The organism is Anabaena sp. UHCC 0399 (assembly GCF_034931465.1).
Taxonomy (GTDB): Bacteria; Cyanobacteriota; Cyanobacteriia; order Cyanobacteriales; family Nostocaceae; genus Trichormus; species Trichormus minutissimus.
The window spans coordinates 1-20,065 of record NZ_JAYGGZ010000078.1 but is presented as its reverse complement, the minus strand read 5'-3'; the positions used below and the strand labels follow the sequence as shown (position 1 = coordinate 20,065).

Sequence of the window (20,065 nt, the reverse complement as noted above, 5' to 3'; positions counted from 1 at the left end):
ACTTTGTTACCAATACTCCAAAAAACTCCCATCAAAAAAGCTCCCCAATTCCAACCTTTAATTTCTTGTGGAACAGGAATAGATTCGTCAAAAATACGCCCACACCCTGAATTATTAGCTGGAGCAGGTGTAGAGTTACCAGAATAGGTAGGCGTTGAATAATCTGGATTTTGATAATTAGGTGGAGAATTTCCCGAATAATTAGGTGTTGAGTAACCTTGATTTTGATAATTAGGTGGAGGATTTCCCGAATAATTAGGTGTTGAGTAACCTTGATTTTGATAATTGGCTGGAGGATTTCCAGAATAATTAGGTGCTGAATAACCTGAATTTGCCTGTCTCAGTCCCAAAAATAATAGAACTTCATCAGCAGACTGGAAACGATGATCACCTCTTGGAGCTAACATCCGATTTAATGCTTGACTCATGAGGGAACTGACAGTTATTTCCCTATCCCATTTCCAAGTTAATGTATATTGATCCAATAATTGTTGAGGCTGTTTACCAGTCATCAAAACAATAGCTGTCACAGCCAAAGCATATAAATCGCTATTTGGAGCTACGATTCCCAACCTGATTTGCTCGTCAGGTGCATAACCCACCTTCCCAATACTAGTACCTCTAGGGGTTGGTGTTGTTTGTAAATTAGTTGCAACATTAACTGTTACTTGTTTAACAGCACCCATGTCAATTAATACTGGGAGTCCTGTTTTGGTGCTGAGAATAATATTATCGGGAGAGATATCTCTGTGAATCACGCCTTGAGAGTGGAGGTAACTTAAGACAGGAAGCAAATCCTGAAAAAGTTTCATGATTTCTGCTTCACTGAAGCGTCCCCCTTGTCTGAGGCGTTCATTCAATAATGATTCATAGGTGCGTCCCTCAATAAAGTCTTCCACTAAAAATAATCGGGAATTTTCTTGAAAAGCTTCCCAAAATCTCGGTATTTGAGGATGCTGTAGTTGATAGAGAGTGACAGCTTCCCTCTGAAATAACTCTACGGCTTTATTAAGTGCGCCAGTTCCCTGCACAGAAGGAATAAACTCTTTAATGGCTACTTTTTCACTAAAACGACCGGTATCTTCTGCAATATAAGTTCTACCAAATCCTCCTTGACCTAGTAGTTCCCGAAATATGTAGCGATCGCGGAATCTAGTTCCCGGTTGAATACCAATTAAGGTAGGATCTAAATTATGACTGGTGTTTTGTAATGATTCACCACAAGTGGAACAAAAGTTAGATCCGGCAGAGGTTTTGTGTCCTCTACTACAAGTAACATAACTCATAGATAAACTTTTATATTTAATACTTCTGTCTAAAAAGCGACTCTACTTAAGTATATAGGCTTTTTACACACAAAAATATTCTGTGTTACTTAAATTATTTGCAGTAACAGTTATTTACATTAATTAAGAAAATCATGCAGTTTGGGTAATTTATAACTTACTCTTTGCAGCTTCTTGTTGCGCTGTTTCACTATATTTTCTATACAGTTGTGTACGTATTTTCGCTTCTTGATAGCGACTGTATTCTGGTGGTACTGCTGCCATTAAATCAGAAGCTCTTTGCCACATAGCAGCTAGTTCCAACCATTGCGTTGAAGTTGTAGCTGTTTTACCAGCAGCAGAAGCTTGATTAGCAATTCGCACGGCGGCGGCAAAGGAATCTTCAGCTTTATCGCTTGCTGCTGATTTTGTCTGGCTAGTATTAGCTGTAGCAGAGATCCTCCTATTTTCTAGCTGCACTAAGTTTTTCAGTTGTGCGCCAAATTGGTTATAAATCACCCAACCTAGGGATAGCAATAAGCAGAAAGCTAATGCTGATTGCCATTTAAATTTAGGTAATTTTCTGGGTTTATCTTTGTAAGTTAGGGGTGATAACTCAGGTAAATTATGTTGACCTAGTTCTTGAGATGCTTGAAAATCTTGAATTAATTGCTGGACAACATTTGGTTGAGCTAGAGTAATTTCCTGTGACCAGAGTAATTGATTTTCGCGCTCAATTTCTGTCAACCACAATAATTGCTGTTCCCGAACAATACGACTATTGATATTTACCCGGCGAATATTACGCGGTGCAATAGATTCAAGAATTTGCTGGATTTGTCCTACTAAGCTAGATTGCTCAAGTAGCTCTACTTTAGCAGCCTCACACAACAGTTGTAAGACACCATTGGCAAAAACAGCCCGGATTCTCACACCCGACTTCGTGAGGTTGTCGTTTAATAGTTGAATAATCGCCGCAACGCTACCTTGATGGGCTTGCCAAGCGATATCGTTGATCCGATCTACCATTTGATATGTATTGATGGCTTTTTATCCCTGATTTTTTAATTGAATGATAAATTAAGGCTGTTGTTCTACTGAACTTTAGCTTGTCTTCGATTTTACGGTTAAAAAGATCAGGTTGCCACATAAAATCTTAAAAATATTACCTTTCTCTACTGAGTGCTGTTAGCGGTAGCGCGGCGTTTAGCCGGTGCTAAAACGCGATATATCGCATCTCTACATGATTGGGTTAGCGATCGCTTGCGTAGTTTTCACCCTGTTAGTATAGATATTGCGATCGCCATGACTCTAACAACCAAGCAATGGATGAACTCAAGCGATCCTATGTTGCCAAAAGAACAACAGCCGCAAATCGCACCAATTCTCAATTTGACCAACTCAGCACTTTTCATCAGTTGTTGGTCTAAAGTGAAATTGATAGATTGATAAAAAAATTTTCAAATGACCATTTACTTTTATAAAGCTTGGCAACCTTTCGGCTGTTTTTCTAACTTTTCTCCTCACGGTATTGAAATTCACGGTAGTTACTGGTCAACGGTAGAGCATTTCTATCAAGCACAAAAGTTTGTTGGTAGTGTCGATGCCGTCATTATCCCCGTGATTCGTGCAGCCAAAACCCCAGAAGATGCTGCTGCTTTGGGTCGATGTAGTAGCCGCAGACTACGCTTAGATTGGGATTTGGTCAAAACCCAAGTTATGCGAGAAGCCGTCTTGAAAAAGTTTCTCACCCATAGTGATATTCGAGAGATTCTTTTGAGTACGGGGAATGAAGTTTTAGTAGAAAATTCACCGACTGATTATTTTTGGGGTTGTGGTGCAGATAACACTGGTCAAAATCATCTCGGTAAAGTTTTGATGAGTGTACGTGAAGACCTCCGCCAGCTACAAATATTAACAGTATTATCTGGTGATTATTTGGGAGAAAAAGGTTAATTTTATGACCTAACTCTGGAGAAAAATTTTATACTTTCCTTTCCTTTAAAAATAGGGCTTGATGTTTTGCCTAACAGTCAACTAATTTTGGATTTTAGATTTTTCGTTCGCGTAGCGTGTCGTAGACAAAAGTTCTGTAGGCAGGTTTTCCAACCTAGAAAAGTCACTTGCTACAAGCCGAAAACCCCGTCCAACACAGCTTTTTTTCCATCTAAAATTAGCACAGTCAAGAAAGCTCTTTTGTGAGGCTGTTAGGCAAAAACTAGACAACCTCTATTTTTGGCGAATATCTTGGTAAATATAAAAACATTTAAGTTGTATTATTTAGATATTTTTACTGGATTCATAACCGGATCAACAAGATAAAATCAGATGAATTATTATTAAAATTTTTACCTTTCTATCATTAGCCACTCAGGGTAAAAATATTTTAGTTTCATGTTGGGTAAGATGAGGCCAAAAATTTTATCTTGTTAGGTACACTGAGTAATGCAATTTACTGATGGGTTAAGTAATTTTTCACTTAATTTCGAGCAAGAGAATTTATTATATCGGATCACCAACCGGATTAGGCGATCGCTAGAACTACAAGAAATACTAACCGCTACAGTTGTCGAAATTCGGGAGTTTTTAGCTACAGATCGGGTAATGTTATATCAGTTTGATCCTGATGGTAACGGCAAAGTCATTGCTGAATCTCTTCATGAACAACGTTTACCATCTTTATTGGGGTTACATTTTCCCGCAGGTGATATCCCCCTAGAGGCGAGACAGATGTTTCTCTTGGCAAAACAACGCTCAATTGTCGATGTGGTTAGTGGCACAATTGGGCTATCGTCCTTAAAATCACAAGACCAAACACAAACTCAGTTAAATCAAAATATCTACTATCGCCGAGTAGATTCATGCCATATACAATACTTACAGGCGATGGGTGTGCAGTCTTCTTTAGTCGTACCAATTTTATTATCTGACCTGCAAAAACCAACTGCACAGCCAGAATTATGGGGATTGTTGGTATCACACCACAGTCAACGACGCACTATTTTAAAGCGGGAACTGAAATTAGTTCAGCAAATTACTGATCAAGTCGCGATCGCGATCGCTCAAAGCAACCTCTTGGCGGAAACTCGCACCCAAAAACGACGAGAAGCCATTATTAACCACGTCAATACACTTTTACATCAGCAACCACACATAGAATTGCAGTCAGCCCTAGAAGCAACTATCAATATTTTAGGTGGCACAGGTGGCAGACTTTATATTGGTAAAACTGAGAAACTATATATCTGGGGTGAACAGCCTAGTCTCATTTCTGAATCAGCCAAAAGTCTGATTGAACAGCATCCCGTGTGGCAATATTGGATAAATAAATCCCAACCGGGTGATGTTTGGGCTATTTCTGACCTTTACAAAGAAACACATTTACAGATTTTAGCTTTTGCGTTTCAGTCTACTCCGATTCGGGGAATGTTGGTGATGCCTCTACACTATCGTCAACGTTTGATCGGAGTCATGAGTATTTTTCGCCCAGAATGGGACACACAAATTTTATGGGCTGGACGATGCGAACATAATCAACGCCAACGACTACCGCAGATTTCTTTTGAGATGTGGTGTGAGCAAAAAAAAGGTCAAGCACCTCAATGGAGTGCAGCAGAAATTTCTCTAGGACAAAGCTTGGCTGCTGATTTTGCGGTTGCTATTCAACAGCAAAATACAAATCAACAGCTACAAACACTTAACATTGACTTAGAATGTCGGGTTAAAGAGCAAACTGCCGAATTGGAGAAATCATTCTTAATTACCAAGGTAATTAAACAAGTTACCGAGCAAATCCGCAGTACCTTAGATTTACAAACTACCCTACAAACTATTGTTGAGCAAGTTCGTTCCCTACTCAATTCTGACCGACTATTGATTTATCAAATGTTAGGTGAATTTAATGGTGAGGTAATTGTTGAAGAACTAAATGGTAACTGGGATTCAGTTTTAGGATTAAAAATGCCATTGGGGTGCTTACCTGACGAATATACTGATCTTTATTCTCAGAACAGTGTGAGAGCAATTAATAATATTGCCACTGCTTCTTTGAGTGCTTGTCATCAAGATTTTTTGCAGAGTTTGCAAGTACAAGCTAACCTAATTGTTCCCATTAATATGGGGCAAAAACTTTGGGGATTACTCATTGCTCATCAATGTGATGCACCTAGAGATTGGCAAGAGGCAGAAATAGATTTATTACAACAGTTAGCAGATCAAGCTGCGATCGCTATTTATCAAGCAGAACTTTACGAACAAAGGTGTCTAGCCGGAAATGCAGCGAAAGCTCAAGCGGCACAGTTAGAAAAGACTTTGATACAATTACAAGAAACTCAAACAAAACTGATTCAAAATGAAAAAATGTCTAGTTTGGGACAATTAGTAGCAGGTATAGCCCATGAAATTAACAACCCTGTCAACTTTATTCACGGCAACCTCTGCCATGCTAATGAATATACTCAACAATTATTAGAACTTTTAGCACTCTATCAAAGTTACTATCCTCAACCCCATAATGAAATTTCTCAAGCACTAGAAGGCATAGATTTAGATTTTGTTATAGAAGACTTGCCTAAAATTATCTCTTCTATGCAGGTAGGTGCAGAGCGTATCCGGTCTATAGTTTTATCATTACGCAATTTTTCCCGGCTAGATGAATCTGAAAATAAGTTAGTTAATATCCATGAAGGTATAAATAATACTTTATTGATTTTGCAGCATCGTCTCAAAGCGAATCCTGATTTTTCTGGGATTAAAGTCATCAAAGACTATGGCGATTTACCATTAGTAGAATGCTACGCCGGAAAGATGAATCAAGTCTTTATGAATATTATATCTAATGCCATTGATGCTCTAGAAGAACAGGAGTTAGAAAATAAATCGATTAAACCAGAAATTTGTATTTCGACTCAAATATCTCTAGATAATTCCCGTTTGTTGATTCGCATCGCAGATAATGGGCTAGGTATGAATCAAGAATTGAAAAACCGGATTTTTGACCCATTTTTTACTACTAAATCAGTAGGTAAGGGTACAGGATTAGGACTAGCTATCAGCTACCAGATTGTTGTTGAAAAACACGGTGGGACTATAGATTGTGTCTCAGAAGTTGGCATGGGTACAGAGTTTTGGATTGAGATCCCTATTAAACTTACTAGGTAAATTCAGGACTTACACAAAAACTCTCTCAAACCCTTATTTATCCGTGTTCTCTGCGTCTCTGTGGTATGCGCTACGCGAACCTCATTCCGTAATTTGTGCGTAAGTCCTAAAATTTAATAGGGATCTTTCAGGAGGTCTAAGAGGATGTTTGAAAAATCTGTTTCTTTGTCATGTTGTAAGGGGAGAGGTTTGGAGAGAGGTCTTACATTTAATTAAGCTTTTGTAACTTGACAAACTCGAATATAATACTATTAACCTTACTTATTGATCAAATGAATGAGTTAGATGATTCTTTCCAGAAAAAGAGCATGAGTCATGTGGGAATGATTGCAAAGTTTCCATTATGTGTTCATAATCTTGAGTCTTTTATTACTCCTGAAAACCATCTATTTGTCCTCAGTCATTTAGGAATTCCCAATATTGATATTGCTCAATGGAGGTTAAAAATTTCGGGATTAATAGAGCAAAGTATTGAATTTTCGTATGAGAATTTGCTGAATCTAGAGTATCGTGAATTAACCGTTTTTCACCAATGTTCCGGCAATCCACTCCAACCAAAAATCCCGACAAGACTTATCAGTAATGTTACATGGGGAGGAGTTTCTCTAGGCAAAATTCTTCATCGATTGCAAGTTAAACCTCAAGCACATTATGTCTGGTTCGTAGGGCTTGATCACGGTGTTTATGAGGGAGTTGCTAGTGATTCCTATATGAAGGATATTCCTATCGAAAAAGCATTAGATAATGATGTGCTACTGGCGTATAAGCTAAACGGAAAACCTTTATCGGCAGAGCGGGGTTTCCCGTTACGGCTTGTTGTTCCAGGTTACTATGGCACTAACTCGGTGAAATGGCTCTCGCATATTTATGTCACAGATAGGCGATCGCCAGGAATTTTTACAACGACCTTCTATAATGATCGAGTGGGAGAGGATACTGCAACTTTAAAACCCGTTTGGGAAGTTGCGCCGGAGTCTGTAATTGTTCATCCCCACCAAAATGAGGTATTAAATCTTCAACCTCAAACACTTTGGGGCTGGGCTTGGGCATTCAATGGCATCCAGTCAGTTGATATTAGTACGGATGACGGCATTACTTGGCAAGCTGCCGAAGTTGAAGCGCGGTTGCAATATGCCTGGCAAAGATTCACGTTTCAATGGACTCCATCAACGCCAGGACAATATAACTTGATGAGTCGCGCCACTGACTGTAATGGGGCAATTCAACCAATTCAGGAAGAACGTAATGCTGTTTATGCAGTAGTAATTACGGTTAAATCAGTGAACAGTAAATAGAGGAGAGAGCAAAATCCCCCTCCTCCATCGCATGATCTATGAAAAAATGCAGAGATAGCTTAGACAGGATTTAGCGATCGCTCTGACTGATAAACTCTAGCAAAGGGTTCTTGACAGGAATGAGTTGTAATATAAGCATGAAACTCATTGATCAAGTCGGTAAAATACTCAAACGCTACATCAATAAATTCTAGTATTTGCTGATAAATCTCCTCTGGCACTTCAATCTCTGCCATTACTTGCAGAGAAGCAGGAGTATGGAGAGTGTGAGTATTTTCTATATGGTTGTGCCGCATTCCAAAATAACGAAACTCTGCTCCCATTGTTTCTTGCAGTTGCAGTGCCGCAGACATAGTTGAACGGAAAAAGACATTTGCTGTTACTTCAGAGACTTCTATGGCAACTAATTTGATAATCGGATGCGCTCCATGAGTATACCGCTCGAACAGAGGAAACATGGAACGGGAAACCTTAGTATGCTCACTCCAAATGAATCGCACCGCATCGCTAAACCGCATAGGATAGTCAATGCCCATCTTTTCCATGTCTTCCAATAACCATTGCCAATGGAAATGCTCTTCGTGGGTATGCACGTTGACCATATCTTGAATGTAATTGGTCGTTGGCTCATCTCTGAGAACTCTTTTGCACAACTCACTGAACTCCATTGCCAGTGGAGCAATTACAGGTGCAAATGCCAACCTCTGCCGGGGGTCAATTGTCTCGTCTTCCATATACTGAAAGAACGGCAACTGGGCATATTCCTGATTCTTTTTTTCGATCAACTCAAGAATTGATTTCATTTTAATGCTCCTAAAGATAGACAATGGATAAATAACCAACTTGTTTGTCCAGTTGGTATACCACTCTCAGATAAAAGGGTCTAGCAAATGCAATGTGATTTCCCGTGGATACAAGCTCTCCCTTAGAAGAGAAGTAAACTGCGGTAAATATTTTCTCTTATTGTTCGCCCATCTTGTTCAACATTTATTCAATTCAAAATGTGGATTGAATAGATAGCATTATCAAAAGTTATCAGCATAATTAAAGAATAGCTGTCCGTTGGGATTCAGAGTCCTTTAAGAATACAATCGGAGTGTTTCAGTGGGGTCAAATACCCCAATTTAAACTGTGAGAACTGTTCATTGATTTAATATTTCATGAGTTGATAAATACTTCTCCTTTTTGATGATTATCTAGCTTATGAGTCACTCATCAATTTAGCTAGTCATATAAATTAGCTTCAACTATCTTATTAATTCTGTCTCTGGCTTGTAAATTGGTTAATCTACGGTTCTTTTATATTTAATATGGTAATTTTCTCAGTATTTTTTGTTTCTATTAAAGTATTTTTCTAAAAATTGAACTACGTAAATCTTCTATGATTTTTGGCTTTAACTGCTATATATAGGATTCCTATATAAATCATCTTTGATTTCTGGAAAAAACTACGAGATAATACGACTATAAGTATTTGTATAAAAACGCAATAAATAAAACCCGGTACTTACAAGCTGCGACGGCAAAACTACAAAAATTTATCAAACTCAGTGCTGAGTGTTGAGTGAACTAAGAGTTAGCGCAGCTAGTGTATACGAACGCTAGCTGCTGTCACCAAAACTCGCAGTACCAGAAATATTGATGAATAAATTGTGATCAAGTGGGTGGATTGGGGAAAAATACACTCAGATTATTTATGCAGTAATAACTTTTATGGTAGAGAATCGAATTGATATTCCTGGCTATCGCATTGGTGAACTTATTTATACTAGTACCCGCACTCTGGTTTACCGAGGTTGGCGAGAATCGGATCAAACCCCAATTGTGATTAAACTCCTTAAAAGTGCCTATCCCAGCCCCATTGAATTGGCTCAATTCAAAAATCAGTACGCAATTACAAATATTTTAAATGTCCCTGGTGTGGTTCGGATATATAGTCTAGAAAATTTTCAAAATCGACTTGCCCTGATTTTGGAGGACTTTGGTGGAATTTCTTTGAAGGAGTACACTGCTTTAAGAAGAAAAGTATTCAATCAAACGGATAATCAGGAAAATTCCTTATCTGTACATCCTGATTTCTTGATTGAGTTTTTACAAATGGCGATCGCGCTTGCCGATATCCTGGCTGATCTCTACCATTATCAAATTATCCACAAGGATATCAAGCCAGCGAATATTCTGATTCATCCCACTACCAAGCAAGTGCGACTCATCGACTTTAGCATTGCTTCGTTATTAACCAGAGAAACCCAACTTTCAACCAGCCCGACTGTTTTAGAAGGAACTCTCGCCTATCTTTCCCCCGAACAAACAGGGCGCATGAACCGAGGGATAGATTACCGCACTGACTTCTATTCCCTTGGAGTCACTTTCTATGAACTATTAACGGGACAATTACCATTTCAATCTCATGATTTGATGGAATTAGTGCATTGCCACATAGCAAAACAACCAACAGCTGTTCATCATCTTAATCCTGCTATTCCTCCCCAACTGTCAGCAATCGTCAATAAATTGATGGCGAAGAATGCTGAAAACCGCTATCAGAGTGCATTAGGACTAAAGCATGATCTAGAAATTTGTTTGTATGAATTAAAAGAAAGCGGCAATATTCTACAGTTCCCACTAGGGCAAAAAGATGTTTGCGATCGCTTTGTCATTCCTGAAAAACTTTATGGTCGCGAAGTAGCAGTTGCAAAGCTACTAGCAAGTTTTGAGCGCGTGAGTCAGGGAACATCGGAATTAATGCTGATAGCAGGTTCTTCTGGCATTGGTAAAACGGCAATTGTCAACGAAGTTCACAAACCCATTACCCGCCAGCGAGGATATTTTATTAAAGGCAAATTCGATCAATTTAATCGTAATATCCCTTTTTTAGCATTGGTGCAAGCATTTCGAGACTTAATGACACAATTGCTGACAGAAAGTGATGCTCAAATTGAACACTGGAAGAGCAACATTTTAGCCACATTAGGTGAGAGTGGCCAGGTAATTATTGAGGTAATTCCAGAACTCGAACGCATTATTGGTCAACAGCCTGCTGTCCCTGAATTATCTGGCAGTGCTGTTCAAAGCCGCTTCAATCTGCTATTTCAGAAATTCATTCAAGTATTTACAACTCATGAACATCCCCTCGTCATTTTCCTGGATGACTTACAGTGGGCAGATTCCGGCTCTTTAAAGCTGATGCACCTGTTGATGAGTGAAGCTAGAAACACTTATTTGCTCGTAATTGGAGCATATCGAGATAATGAAGTAAGTGCCGCGCACCCCCTGATGTTGACCATTGAGGAGATGCGTCAAGAGAGGATTATAGTCAATAACATTGTCCTTTCTTTGCTCACTCAGACTGAACTCAATGAGATGATTGCAGATACACTGAAATATTCGCCAGAACAAGCACTGGCTATTACAAATCTAGTGTATCAAAAGACTAAAGGCAACCCATTTTTTACTAATCAATTTCTCAAATCGCTGCATGAAGATGGGCTGATAACGTTTGCGGCTAGAACAGGAAATTGGCAGTGTGATATGGCTCAAATCCGAACACTTTCTTTTACACAAGATGTTGTCGAGTTTGTCACACTGCAACTCCATAAATTACCACCGCAGACTCAGCATATTCTCAAATTGGCTGCCTGTGTCGGCAATGAATTTGATTTAGAAACGCTGTCTGTAGTGTATGAAAAATCTGTAACAGAGACTGTATTGGCTCTTTGGCCAGCCCTGAAGGAAGAATTAATTTTACCTAATGGGGAAGGGTATAAATTTTTTCAGAATGAGTCGGCTATCAACACTAGTTTCTTATCCTGTGAGAACAACCCGCAAATCACAAATGGTAAAGGCTCAATAACTATTAGTTACAAATTTCTCCACGATCGCGTTCAACAAGCTGCTTATTCATTAATTCCGGCAAATCAGAAAGCCGCAATGCACCTCAAAGTTGGTCAACAACTGTTAAGCAATACCTTAGAAACTAAGCTAGAAGAAGTCATTTTTGAAATTGTCAACCAACTCAATATCGGGGTAGAACTAATTACAGCCCAGGGCGATCGCGATCGCTTGGCACAACTCAACCTACTGGCAGGGCAAAAAGCCAAGTCTTCTACAGCTTACTGGGTAGCAATCGAGTATTTGACCACTGGGATTAGTTTATTGAGAGCCGACTGCTGGCAAAGCCAATATGATTTAGCTTTGGCATTGCACGAATTAGCCGCAGATGCTGCTTACCTTTGCGGTGCGTATGGTCAGATGGAGGAATTAGCCCAAACTGTGATGGAGCAAGCTAAAACTCCACTGGATCAAGTTAGCATTTACGAAACTAAAATCCAGGCATATACAGCCCAAAATGATGTGCTGCGAGCGATCGCGATCGCTCGGCAAGGAATGAGTCAGTTTGGCTTGGTTTTTCCAGATATACCCACCCCCCAAGATATTCAGCAAGCCCTTGAGGAAATCGCTGCCTTGATTGCCGGACATGAAATTGCCCAATTGGTTGACTTACCTCTCATGACAGCAACAGACAAGCTAGCAATTAGCCGAATTGTGGCTAATGTTGCTCCAGCCGTTTATATTTCCGAACCAAATCTGTTTCCTTTACTCATCCTGTCCCAAATTAAAGCATCAATTCAGTACGGCAATGCCCCATTTTCTGCCTTTTGTTATGCCTGTTATGGCATTTTGTTAAACGGAATTCTTCAGGATATTGAAACAGCCGATCAAGTGGGCAATCTGGCTTTGGCACTAACGAATAAATTTAATATTAGCGATATCAAACCCACAGTATTTTATGTCGTAGGTGCTTTTATCACCTATTTGAAATCTCCTCTACAAAAATCCTTACAGTTGATGCTGGAGGGCTACAAGATTGCCTTGGAAACTGGAAACTTATACTACGTAGGCTTCAATACAAAAGAAATCTGCCAGTATTCTTATTTCATGGGTCGAGAGTTGAACTCATTAGAGCAAGAAATGCGGGCTTACACTCATGTTTTGGAAAATTGTAACCAAGGCACAACCCTCAACTACTGTCGAATCTTCTGGCAAGCAGTTTTGAATTTGCTTGGCAAGGCTGAAAACCTTTGTAACCTCCAAGGCGAGGCACTGAACGAAGCAGAATTTGTGACTCAATTAATTAATGCCAAAGAGTTTACTGGGCTGCACTATTTCTCGTTGCACAAATTGATTCTCTGTTATCTATTTGAAAACCTCCCTCAAGCAGTAGAAACAGCCGCTCAAGCTAGAGAATATCTAGTTGCAGGCACGGGTTATGCTACTGTACCGATATTTTATTTCTATGATTCACTGACAGCTTTGGCAGAGTATTCCCAAGCTACAGTTTCTCAGCCAGAAAGGTTGTTAGAGCGAGTCACAGAAAACCAGAGCAAAATGCAGACATGGGCGCACCATGCACCCATGAATTATTTGCACAAATTTGAACTAGTAAAAGCAGAACAATGCCGTGTTTTGAAACAAATGGGGCAGGCAGTGGATCTCTATGAGCGTGCAATTACTGGAGCAAAACTCAATGGCTACCTCCAGGAAGAAGCCCTAGCTAATGAACTGGCTGCTCGATTTTATCGAGAATGGAACAAAGAGGCGTTGGCTTTGCCCGCCGCAGGTATCGCTCAAATATATCTAGCAAATGCCTATTACTGTTACCTCAACTGGGGAGCGGTAGCTAAAGTCAAGCATTTGGAAAACCAATATCCTCAATTGTTAGCGGGAATCTATCAGCAACAAGAACCTAGTTCTTCAAGCTGCAACCGAATTACAACGGTTGGATTGGGACATAGCAGTTCCAGTGTCACTGAAGCTTTAGATTTAGCCACCGTCATCAAAGCCTCTCATGCACTGGCTGGAGAAATTGAATTAGAAAAGCTGCTGACGGCTCTCATGCAGGTTGTAATCGAAAATGCCGGGGCTGAAAAATCCGTACTCTTGCTGCTTCAAGAAGATAATTGGGTGGTTGCAGCACAGAAAAGCAGCAAAGCAACCATAGAAACGGGTATTGCCAATGAAACTAATCAGAGTCTCCACTCAGAGAAGCAATTGAGTAAAAACCTTGGTGTAATCAACCTGCACTCTCTTCCTCTTTCGGACAGTCAAGATGTTCCCAAAGCAGTGGTGAACTATGTCTCACGTACTTGCGAAACTCTTGTACTAGATGATGCACGTATAGAAATCACCTTCGCCAATGATCCCTACATTATGGAAGAGCAACCGAAAAGCTTGCTATGTACGCCTATTCACAATCGTGGCAAGCTTATTGGTATTTTATATCTGGAAAACAGTTTAACAACTGGAGCTTTTACTCAACAACGTCTTGAGGTTTTGCATCTGCTCACAGCACAAGCTGCCATCTCGCTGCAAAATGCCATACTGTATAACAATCTCGCTTTGGCAAAATCCCAACTTGAAGAGTATAGCCATAGCTTAGAGCATAAGGTACAGCAGAGAACTCAAGAGTTGCATGAGAAAAATCAACATCTGTCGGAAACTTTAGACAAACTTCAACATACGCAAACCCAACTGATTCAAACTGAAAAAATGTCTTCGTTGGGACAAATGATGGCAGGTATTGCCCATGAAATTAATAACCCTATTAATTTCATCTATGGCAATCTCACTCATGCTAATGAGTATTTGCAACAGATGTTACACATAGTCAACCTGTATCACCACTACTATCCTCAACCGTTTCTGGAGATTGAAGAAGAACTAGAGACAATAGATTTAAACTTCCTCAAATTAGACCTAACAAAAATGCTGGAATCAATGAAAGTAGGGGCAGATCGCATTCGTCAGATTGTCCTTTCTCTCCGCAATTTCGCGCGTTTGGATGAATCCGACATGAAATCTGTCAACCTTCACGAAGGCATGGAAAGCACTTTATTAATCTTGCATCATCGTCTAGAACAAAAACCACATCGTCCCGAAATAAATGTGATTAAAAAATATGCAAATTTACCAGAAGTTAATTGCTATGCCAGTCAGATAAATCAGGTATTTATGAATATTCTGAATAATGCTATTGATGCTTTAGATTTATTATTTCCAAAAAAAGCAGGAGTAATTAGTAATGAAGATAAACAAACAAAAATTCCCACAATTCAAATTTCTACTAAAATGTTTAATTCTAATGCAGTCATCATCCAAATTATAGATAATGGAGTCGGGATGTCTGAGGAGGTGAAACAGCGTTTATTTGACCCATTCTTTACAACAAAACCTGTTGGTGAAGGGACGGGCTTAGGACTATCGATTAGCTATTCTATTGTTGAAAAGCATGGGGGACAACTAAGTGTAATATCTGAACTAGGACAAGGGACAGAATTTTCGCTTTTAATTCCCTTAACTTAGTTTTTTATGATTGGTCTTGTCAGACGCGGTTTGTCGCGTCTCTACACAATACTGTTCGGTTAAGAGTTTTTGTAGGTTGGGTTAAGCGACAGCGCAACCCAACAAAAGTCTGTAAATGTTGGGTTTCCTAATGTCAACCCAACCTACCTGATGTAATGTTTTTAGCTTAATCGACAAGTATTGCGTCTCTACATGACTATTTTGGGTATATGTTTAATTGTCTAGATTTCCACAGGTAGGCAAATGCTATTAATGCCAACCCTAATAATAATGGTGTCAACCAATCACCCCAACGCACATATAAAGTTTTGGTCTGTCGTCGATAGATAGTTGCAGCTTGGGTTTCGTAGGTATTATATCCAGATATCCACAGGGTTTTACCGTGGGGATTAACAAAGGCTGAATATCCGGTGTTGGTTGCCCTGACTGACCATCTATCAGTCTCAATTGCTCGCATGATATCCTGGGCATGGTGTTGGAATGGCATGGCAGCACTGTAATGGGCATCGTTGGAAGCACTGAGGATAAATTCCCCGCCTGCTGCTGCTTGTCGGCGAAATACTTCGGGAAATGCTGATTCGTAACAAATCCCGACAATTGCCCGACCAAAGGGAGTATCAAAAGTTTGATGGGGTGAACCATGCACTTGGTGTTCATCTAGTGGTGATAAACGCTGAATAATCGCACCTAAAATTTCCTCAAAAGGAATGTATTCACCCAAAGGTACTAACTTGGATTTATCGTAGCGGCTGGTAAGTTCACCTTGGCCGTTGACTGTAAATAAACTGTTGGTGTAGCTGCGTCCCTTTCTCCCAAAAGCCCCAACCCAAGCAATTACGCCTTTATCTTCTATGGCTGAGACTAGGGGCGTAACTGCTAAATCTTTGTCAAAAAAAGGCATTGCTCCTTCTGGAGTCAAAACAGCATCAACGCCTTGATTAACTAAGGTTAAATATCCCTCGGTGTAACCTCTAAGGGCGCGTTGGACTCCTTCGGGAAGTAGTTTAATTTTGTTGGGAATATTTCCCTGAATAATCCCAACCTGCAAGGCGGCGGTTGGAGGTTGGGCGATGGGGCGAGTATATAATAAAAAACCAATCAGGTGCAGGGTAATTAATAAACCTGTGGCGACTGCTAAATATTTATTGATTAATCGTGAGGGATGGGAAGAAGTTCTGGGTTGCTGGTAATTAATCCATGCTTCAGCAATGAAACCATTGATGGCGACAATAGCAGCAGTGACGGTATTTGGCCCCGATAGTTGCCCTAGGTGTAAAATTACGAGATTGTGCGGACTCTGGGTGTAGGCTAGAGAACTCCACCACAAGGGGCCAGCACTCCACAGGCTTTCTAAAGCGCACCAAATTGCTGTGCCAATTAGGATACGTGGTAGCGATTTTTGCAGATTCAGACAGGCGATGGTCGTAGACCGACTGTAGGTCATTGTACCTGCCCAAATCGTGACAAAAATTCCCCCCCAGAGGCTAATGAATGATAAACAAAAAAAGGCGATCGCTAAACTCGGCCACCAAGGTACACCCAACCAATCCATCGGATGAATGCCAGTAATCCAGAATAAGGCGACACCGTGATAACCGATACCCCAGAGTAAAGGCAAAAGGTAAAAGGAAAAAGGTAAAAGAAAGAACTTGTTTCTTCTACCCTCTAAATTTTGACTTTTTTCTACAACCATTACCCAGAGGGGGGCGAGGGCTACCCAAGCCAAGAACCATGCACCCACAGGGGCGACGGTTAACCCCATTACAACCCCACTGGTAAGAGCAAGTAAAAGGTAGAGTACAAAAGGGAAAATTTCTTTTGCCTTTTGACTTTTGACTTTTGACTTCATTCCACCTCTTCTGTCTCGGCTATGTCGCCTGTATCGGCTGTATCGGCTGTATCAGGAGGAACGATCGCTACTCCATTAATTACATCATCTTCGTCGAGGCGTTGCACTCTCACCCCAGTTGCAGAACGGGATTGGATAGAAATTGCATTCACCGCTTGCCGAATGATGATACCGCGACTTGTTACCATCATGATTTCATTGTCACTGTTGACAATACCTAAAGTTGCTAACTTGTCTTTGGTTTTGCGGTTTTTGAATTTAGTCGCCATCAAGCCTTGTCCAGCCCGATTTTGTAGGCGGAATTGGGCGACTGGAACGCGCTTACCGTATCCTCCCATTGTGATGACTAACACCCAAGGGCCAACGCTGACGTTACCGGCAACTTCTGCGATTTCGATTTCTTCGGTAGTTTCTACTTCTTCGATGGTTTCGATTTCTTCAGTATCCACTTCCTCAGTATCTAAAGTCTCTAGAATCGCCGCCGGTAGAATATCCATCCCGACGAGTTCATCACCTTTTTTGAGTTTCATGGATTTTACCCCACGAGTTGCTCTACCTAAAGGACGCAGTTGTTCATGGTTACATCTAAAATGAATTGCCATTCCGTGACGAGAACCGATGATGACGCTGTCTTCGACTCTGGCGCGACGTACCCAGCGCAGTTGATCGCCTTCTTCTAAGGAAATTGCAATCAAACCATTGGCGCGAATATGGCTAAAAGCTGCTAATACGGTTTTCTTAATATTGCCGCCTTTGGTCAGCATCACCAGATATTCTTCACTGCTAAACTCATCCACAGGGACAATCGAAGTAATTTTTTCTTCTCTGGGAATGGGTAGTAACTGGACAATGGGTGTACCTCGACTGGTGCGAGAACCCACGGGGATTTGATAGGCTTTGAGACAGTAGACGACACCGCGATCGCTAAAGAATAATATGCTGTCATGATCACAGCAAGTTAAGAAATGCTCAATGTTGTCATCATCTTTCACCTTCGCGCCGGCTTTACCTCTGGTAGCACGGCTTTGCGCCTCAAAGGTGTTAACTGGCATCCGTTTGATGTAGCCTTGTTCTGTCACCAGAATTAGAGCTTTTTCATTAGCAATCAAATCGCGTTCGTCTATTTCCCCTTCGGCGTGGGTGATAACGGTGCGCCGGGGTGTAGCAAAGCTGGTTTTGATTTGGCTGATTTCGGTTTCAATGATTTCTAGAATCCGTTCCCGCCGTGCCAAAATATCCTGTAAGTCGGCAATCCGTGTCTGTAAGTCTTCATGTTCTAGACGGATTTTATCGGCTTCTAGGGCAGTTAATCGCCGTAGCTGCATTTGTAAAATCGCGTCGGCTTGCACTTCCGAAAGTCCATAGGTGGTGATTAACTCACCTTTAGCTGTAGGTGCATCGGGCGCGTGACGAATTAAGTTAATAATTGCATCTAGTTGGGATAGAGCAATTAATAAACCTTGTAAAAGGTGATCACGTTCTTCCGCTTTTCGCAATTCGTAACGTGTGCGTCTTGTAATCGCTTCGATGCGGAAATCTAGGAAGACATTAAAGAACTGCTTCAGGCTGAGGATTTGGGGTTCGCCATTCACCAAGGCCAACATATTCGCGCCAAAGTTGGCTTGCAGTGGTGTTTGTTTATAGAGGTTATTTAACACCACGCGAGGATAAGCATCACGCTTGAGTTCGATGACGATGCGCATCCCGTCGCGATCGCTTTCATCCCGAATATCTGCAATTCCGTCGATGCGCTTGTCATTCACCAACTCGGCAATTTTTTCAATTAACGCCGCTTTGTTGGTTTGATAGGGTAATTCGGTGATGATGATGGCTTCCCTGTCGGGACGGCCTCGCTGTTCAATGGTTTCAATGTTGGCGACACCACGCATGGTAATTGAACCACGGCCTGTGGTGTAAGCCTCTTTAATCGCGGCTGTCCCCAGAATTTGCGCCCCCGTGGGGAAGTCTGGCCCTGGGACATACTGCATTAACTCCAAATCAGTGATTTCGGGGTTGCGAATCACTTCTACCAACCCATCAATTAGTTCGCCTAAATTGTGGGGGGGAATGTTGGTAGCCATACCCACCGCAATCCCCGAAGAACCATTCAGAAGTAATTGGGGAATCCGTGAGGGTAAAACGGTGGGTTCTTGTTGAGAACCGTCAAATGTATCAATAAAATCAACGGTTTCTGATTCAATATCTTGCAGCAGGGAAGCACTTGTTAAAGCTTGCAAGCGGCATTCAGTATAACGCATCGCCGCCGGCGGATCGTTATCTACTGAACCAAAGTTACCATGCCCATTAATTAAGGGCGATCGCATGGAAAAATCCTGCGCCATCCGCACCAACGCATCATATACTGCCGTATCGCCGTGGGGGTGATATTTACCCAACACTTCCCCGACTACACGGGCGCACTTTCTAAACGGGCGATCGTGGGTTAGCCCTAACTCGTGCATAGCAAAGAGGATGCGGCGATGCACAGGTTTGAGACCATCCCTGGCATCTGGTAACGCCCTGCCCACGATCACACTCATGGCGTATTCCAGATAAGACCGGGACATTTCATTCCGCAGATCCGTCGGGATAATCCTCTCCTGTGAGGTTGTCATAAACTAAAAAACTCCAAAAAACTTAGATTTTAGCCTTCGTACTTGACAAAGCGCAAAATTATGCCAAATTTCTCTTGAATAATTGCCATATTTTGATACAATTCTAACACAATCTTGTCTTGGTCTGCCGAGGGTGCTAACCCATCTTTCGTGCCAGAAATACTGTTGAGATGTAGTTAATTAGCTTCATTTAATTTCAATTAAAAATTGAAAGAGTTTTTTGTTTGTAAATTCTTAATTTCGAATTTACCAAAGAGTCTGTCATAACTTGGGTTGAGAAGATATTAAGGTAACTTTTGGGGCAATAAAAAAACAATTAAACTAGTAAAAAGAGTGGGCGTAAAAAGACTAAAATTAGTAAATTTTGATAGTAGCAAATTTGTGCTTATTGATGTGCAGCTTATAAGACCTTAGACAGTGTCGCCCTAGTAGCACTAATGTTTAAGCTGGTGCGTGTATGTTTGAGGCAATGTTATGAATAAGGAAACTGTTCCGAGTCAAGCTGAAAAGGCGAATCCC

General features: G+C 40.9%; 10 protein-coding genes. 5 read left to right on the top strand and 5 right to left on the bottom strand.

Annotation, left to right across the window (positions count from 1 at the left end):
• Both VB693_RS27245 and VB693_RS27240 read right to left on the bottom strand, forming a co-directional pair.
• A partial coding sequence (locus tag VB693_RS27245; protein WP_323268971.1) for a protein kinase domain-containing protein occupies positions 1-1,286 on the bottom strand: 1,286 nt, incomplete at its 3' end.
• A gap of 150 nt (positions 1,287-1,436) precedes the next feature.
• Positions 1,437-2,294, bottom strand: coding sequence for a hypothetical protein (locus VB693_RS27240; RefSeq protein ID WP_323268970.1), 858 nt, complete (start codon positions 2,292-2,294; stop codon positions 1,437-1,439).
• 153 nt (positions 2,295-2,447) lie between these two features.
• Between VB693_RS27240 and VB693_RS27235 the strand changes: the two genes are divergently transcribed.
• The 4 genes from VB693_RS27235 (at position 2,448) to VB693_RS27220 (ending at position 7,720) form a co-directional block, all read left to right on the top strand.
• Complete coding sequence (locus tag VB693_RS27235) at positions 2,448-2,714, top strand: hypothetical protein (RefSeq protein WP_323268969.1); 267 nt, start codon at positions 2,448-2,450, stop codon at positions 2,712-2,714.
• Positions 2,715-2,729: 15 nt separating this feature from the next.
• On the top strand, positions 2,730-3,221 hold the full coding sequence (locus VB693_RS27230; protein WP_323268968.1) for an NADAR family protein: 492 nt from the start codon (positions 2,730-2,732) through the stop codon (positions 3,219-3,221).
• Positions 3,222-3,710: 489 nt separating this feature from the next.
• Entirely contained in the window at positions 3,711-6,425 is a 2,715-nt protein-coding gene (locus VB693_RS27225; protein ID WP_323268967.1) for a GAF domain-containing protein, read from the top strand.
• A gap of 323 nt (positions 6,426-6,748) precedes the next feature.
• Positions 6,749-7,720, top strand: a complete 972-nt coding sequence (locus VB693_RS27220) for a molybdopterin-dependent oxidoreductase (protein ID WP_323268966.1) — start codon at positions 6,749-6,751, stop codon at positions 7,718-7,720.
• A 59-nt stretch (positions 7,721-7,779) separates the two neighbouring features.
• Here the strand turns inward: VB693_RS27220 and VB693_RS27215 are convergent, their stop codons facing one another.
• A complete protein-coding gene (locus tag VB693_RS27215; RefSeq protein WP_323268965.1) occupies positions 7,780-8,523 on the bottom strand; it encodes a hypothetical protein in 744 nt (247 codons plus the stop codon).
• A gap of 910 nt (positions 8,524-9,433) precedes the next feature.
• Here VB693_RS27215 and VB693_RS27210 point away from each other — a divergent pair.
• On the top strand, positions 9,434-15,082 hold the full coding sequence (locus tag VB693_RS27210) for an AAA family ATPase (RefSeq protein WP_323268964.1): 5,649 nt from the start codon (positions 9,434-9,436) through the stop codon (positions 15,080-15,082).
• Positions 15,083-15,278: 196 nt separating this feature from the next.
• On the opposite strand, the gene lnt is transcribed toward VB693_RS27210, so the two are convergent.
• Positions 15,279-16,931, bottom strand: a complete 1,653-nt coding sequence (lnt, locus tag VB693_RS27205) for an apolipoprotein N-acyltransferase (protein WP_323268963.1) — start codon at positions 16,929-16,931, stop codon at positions 15,279-15,281.
• Positions 16,928-19,546, bottom strand: coding sequence for a DNA gyrase subunit A (gene gyrA, locus VB693_RS27200; RefSeq protein WP_323268962.1), 2,619 nt, complete (start codon positions 19,544-19,546; stop codon positions 16,928-16,930). Before gyrA ends, lnt begins: the two co-directional genes overlap by 4 nt.
• Positions 19,547-20,065 lie beyond the last annotated feature (519 nt).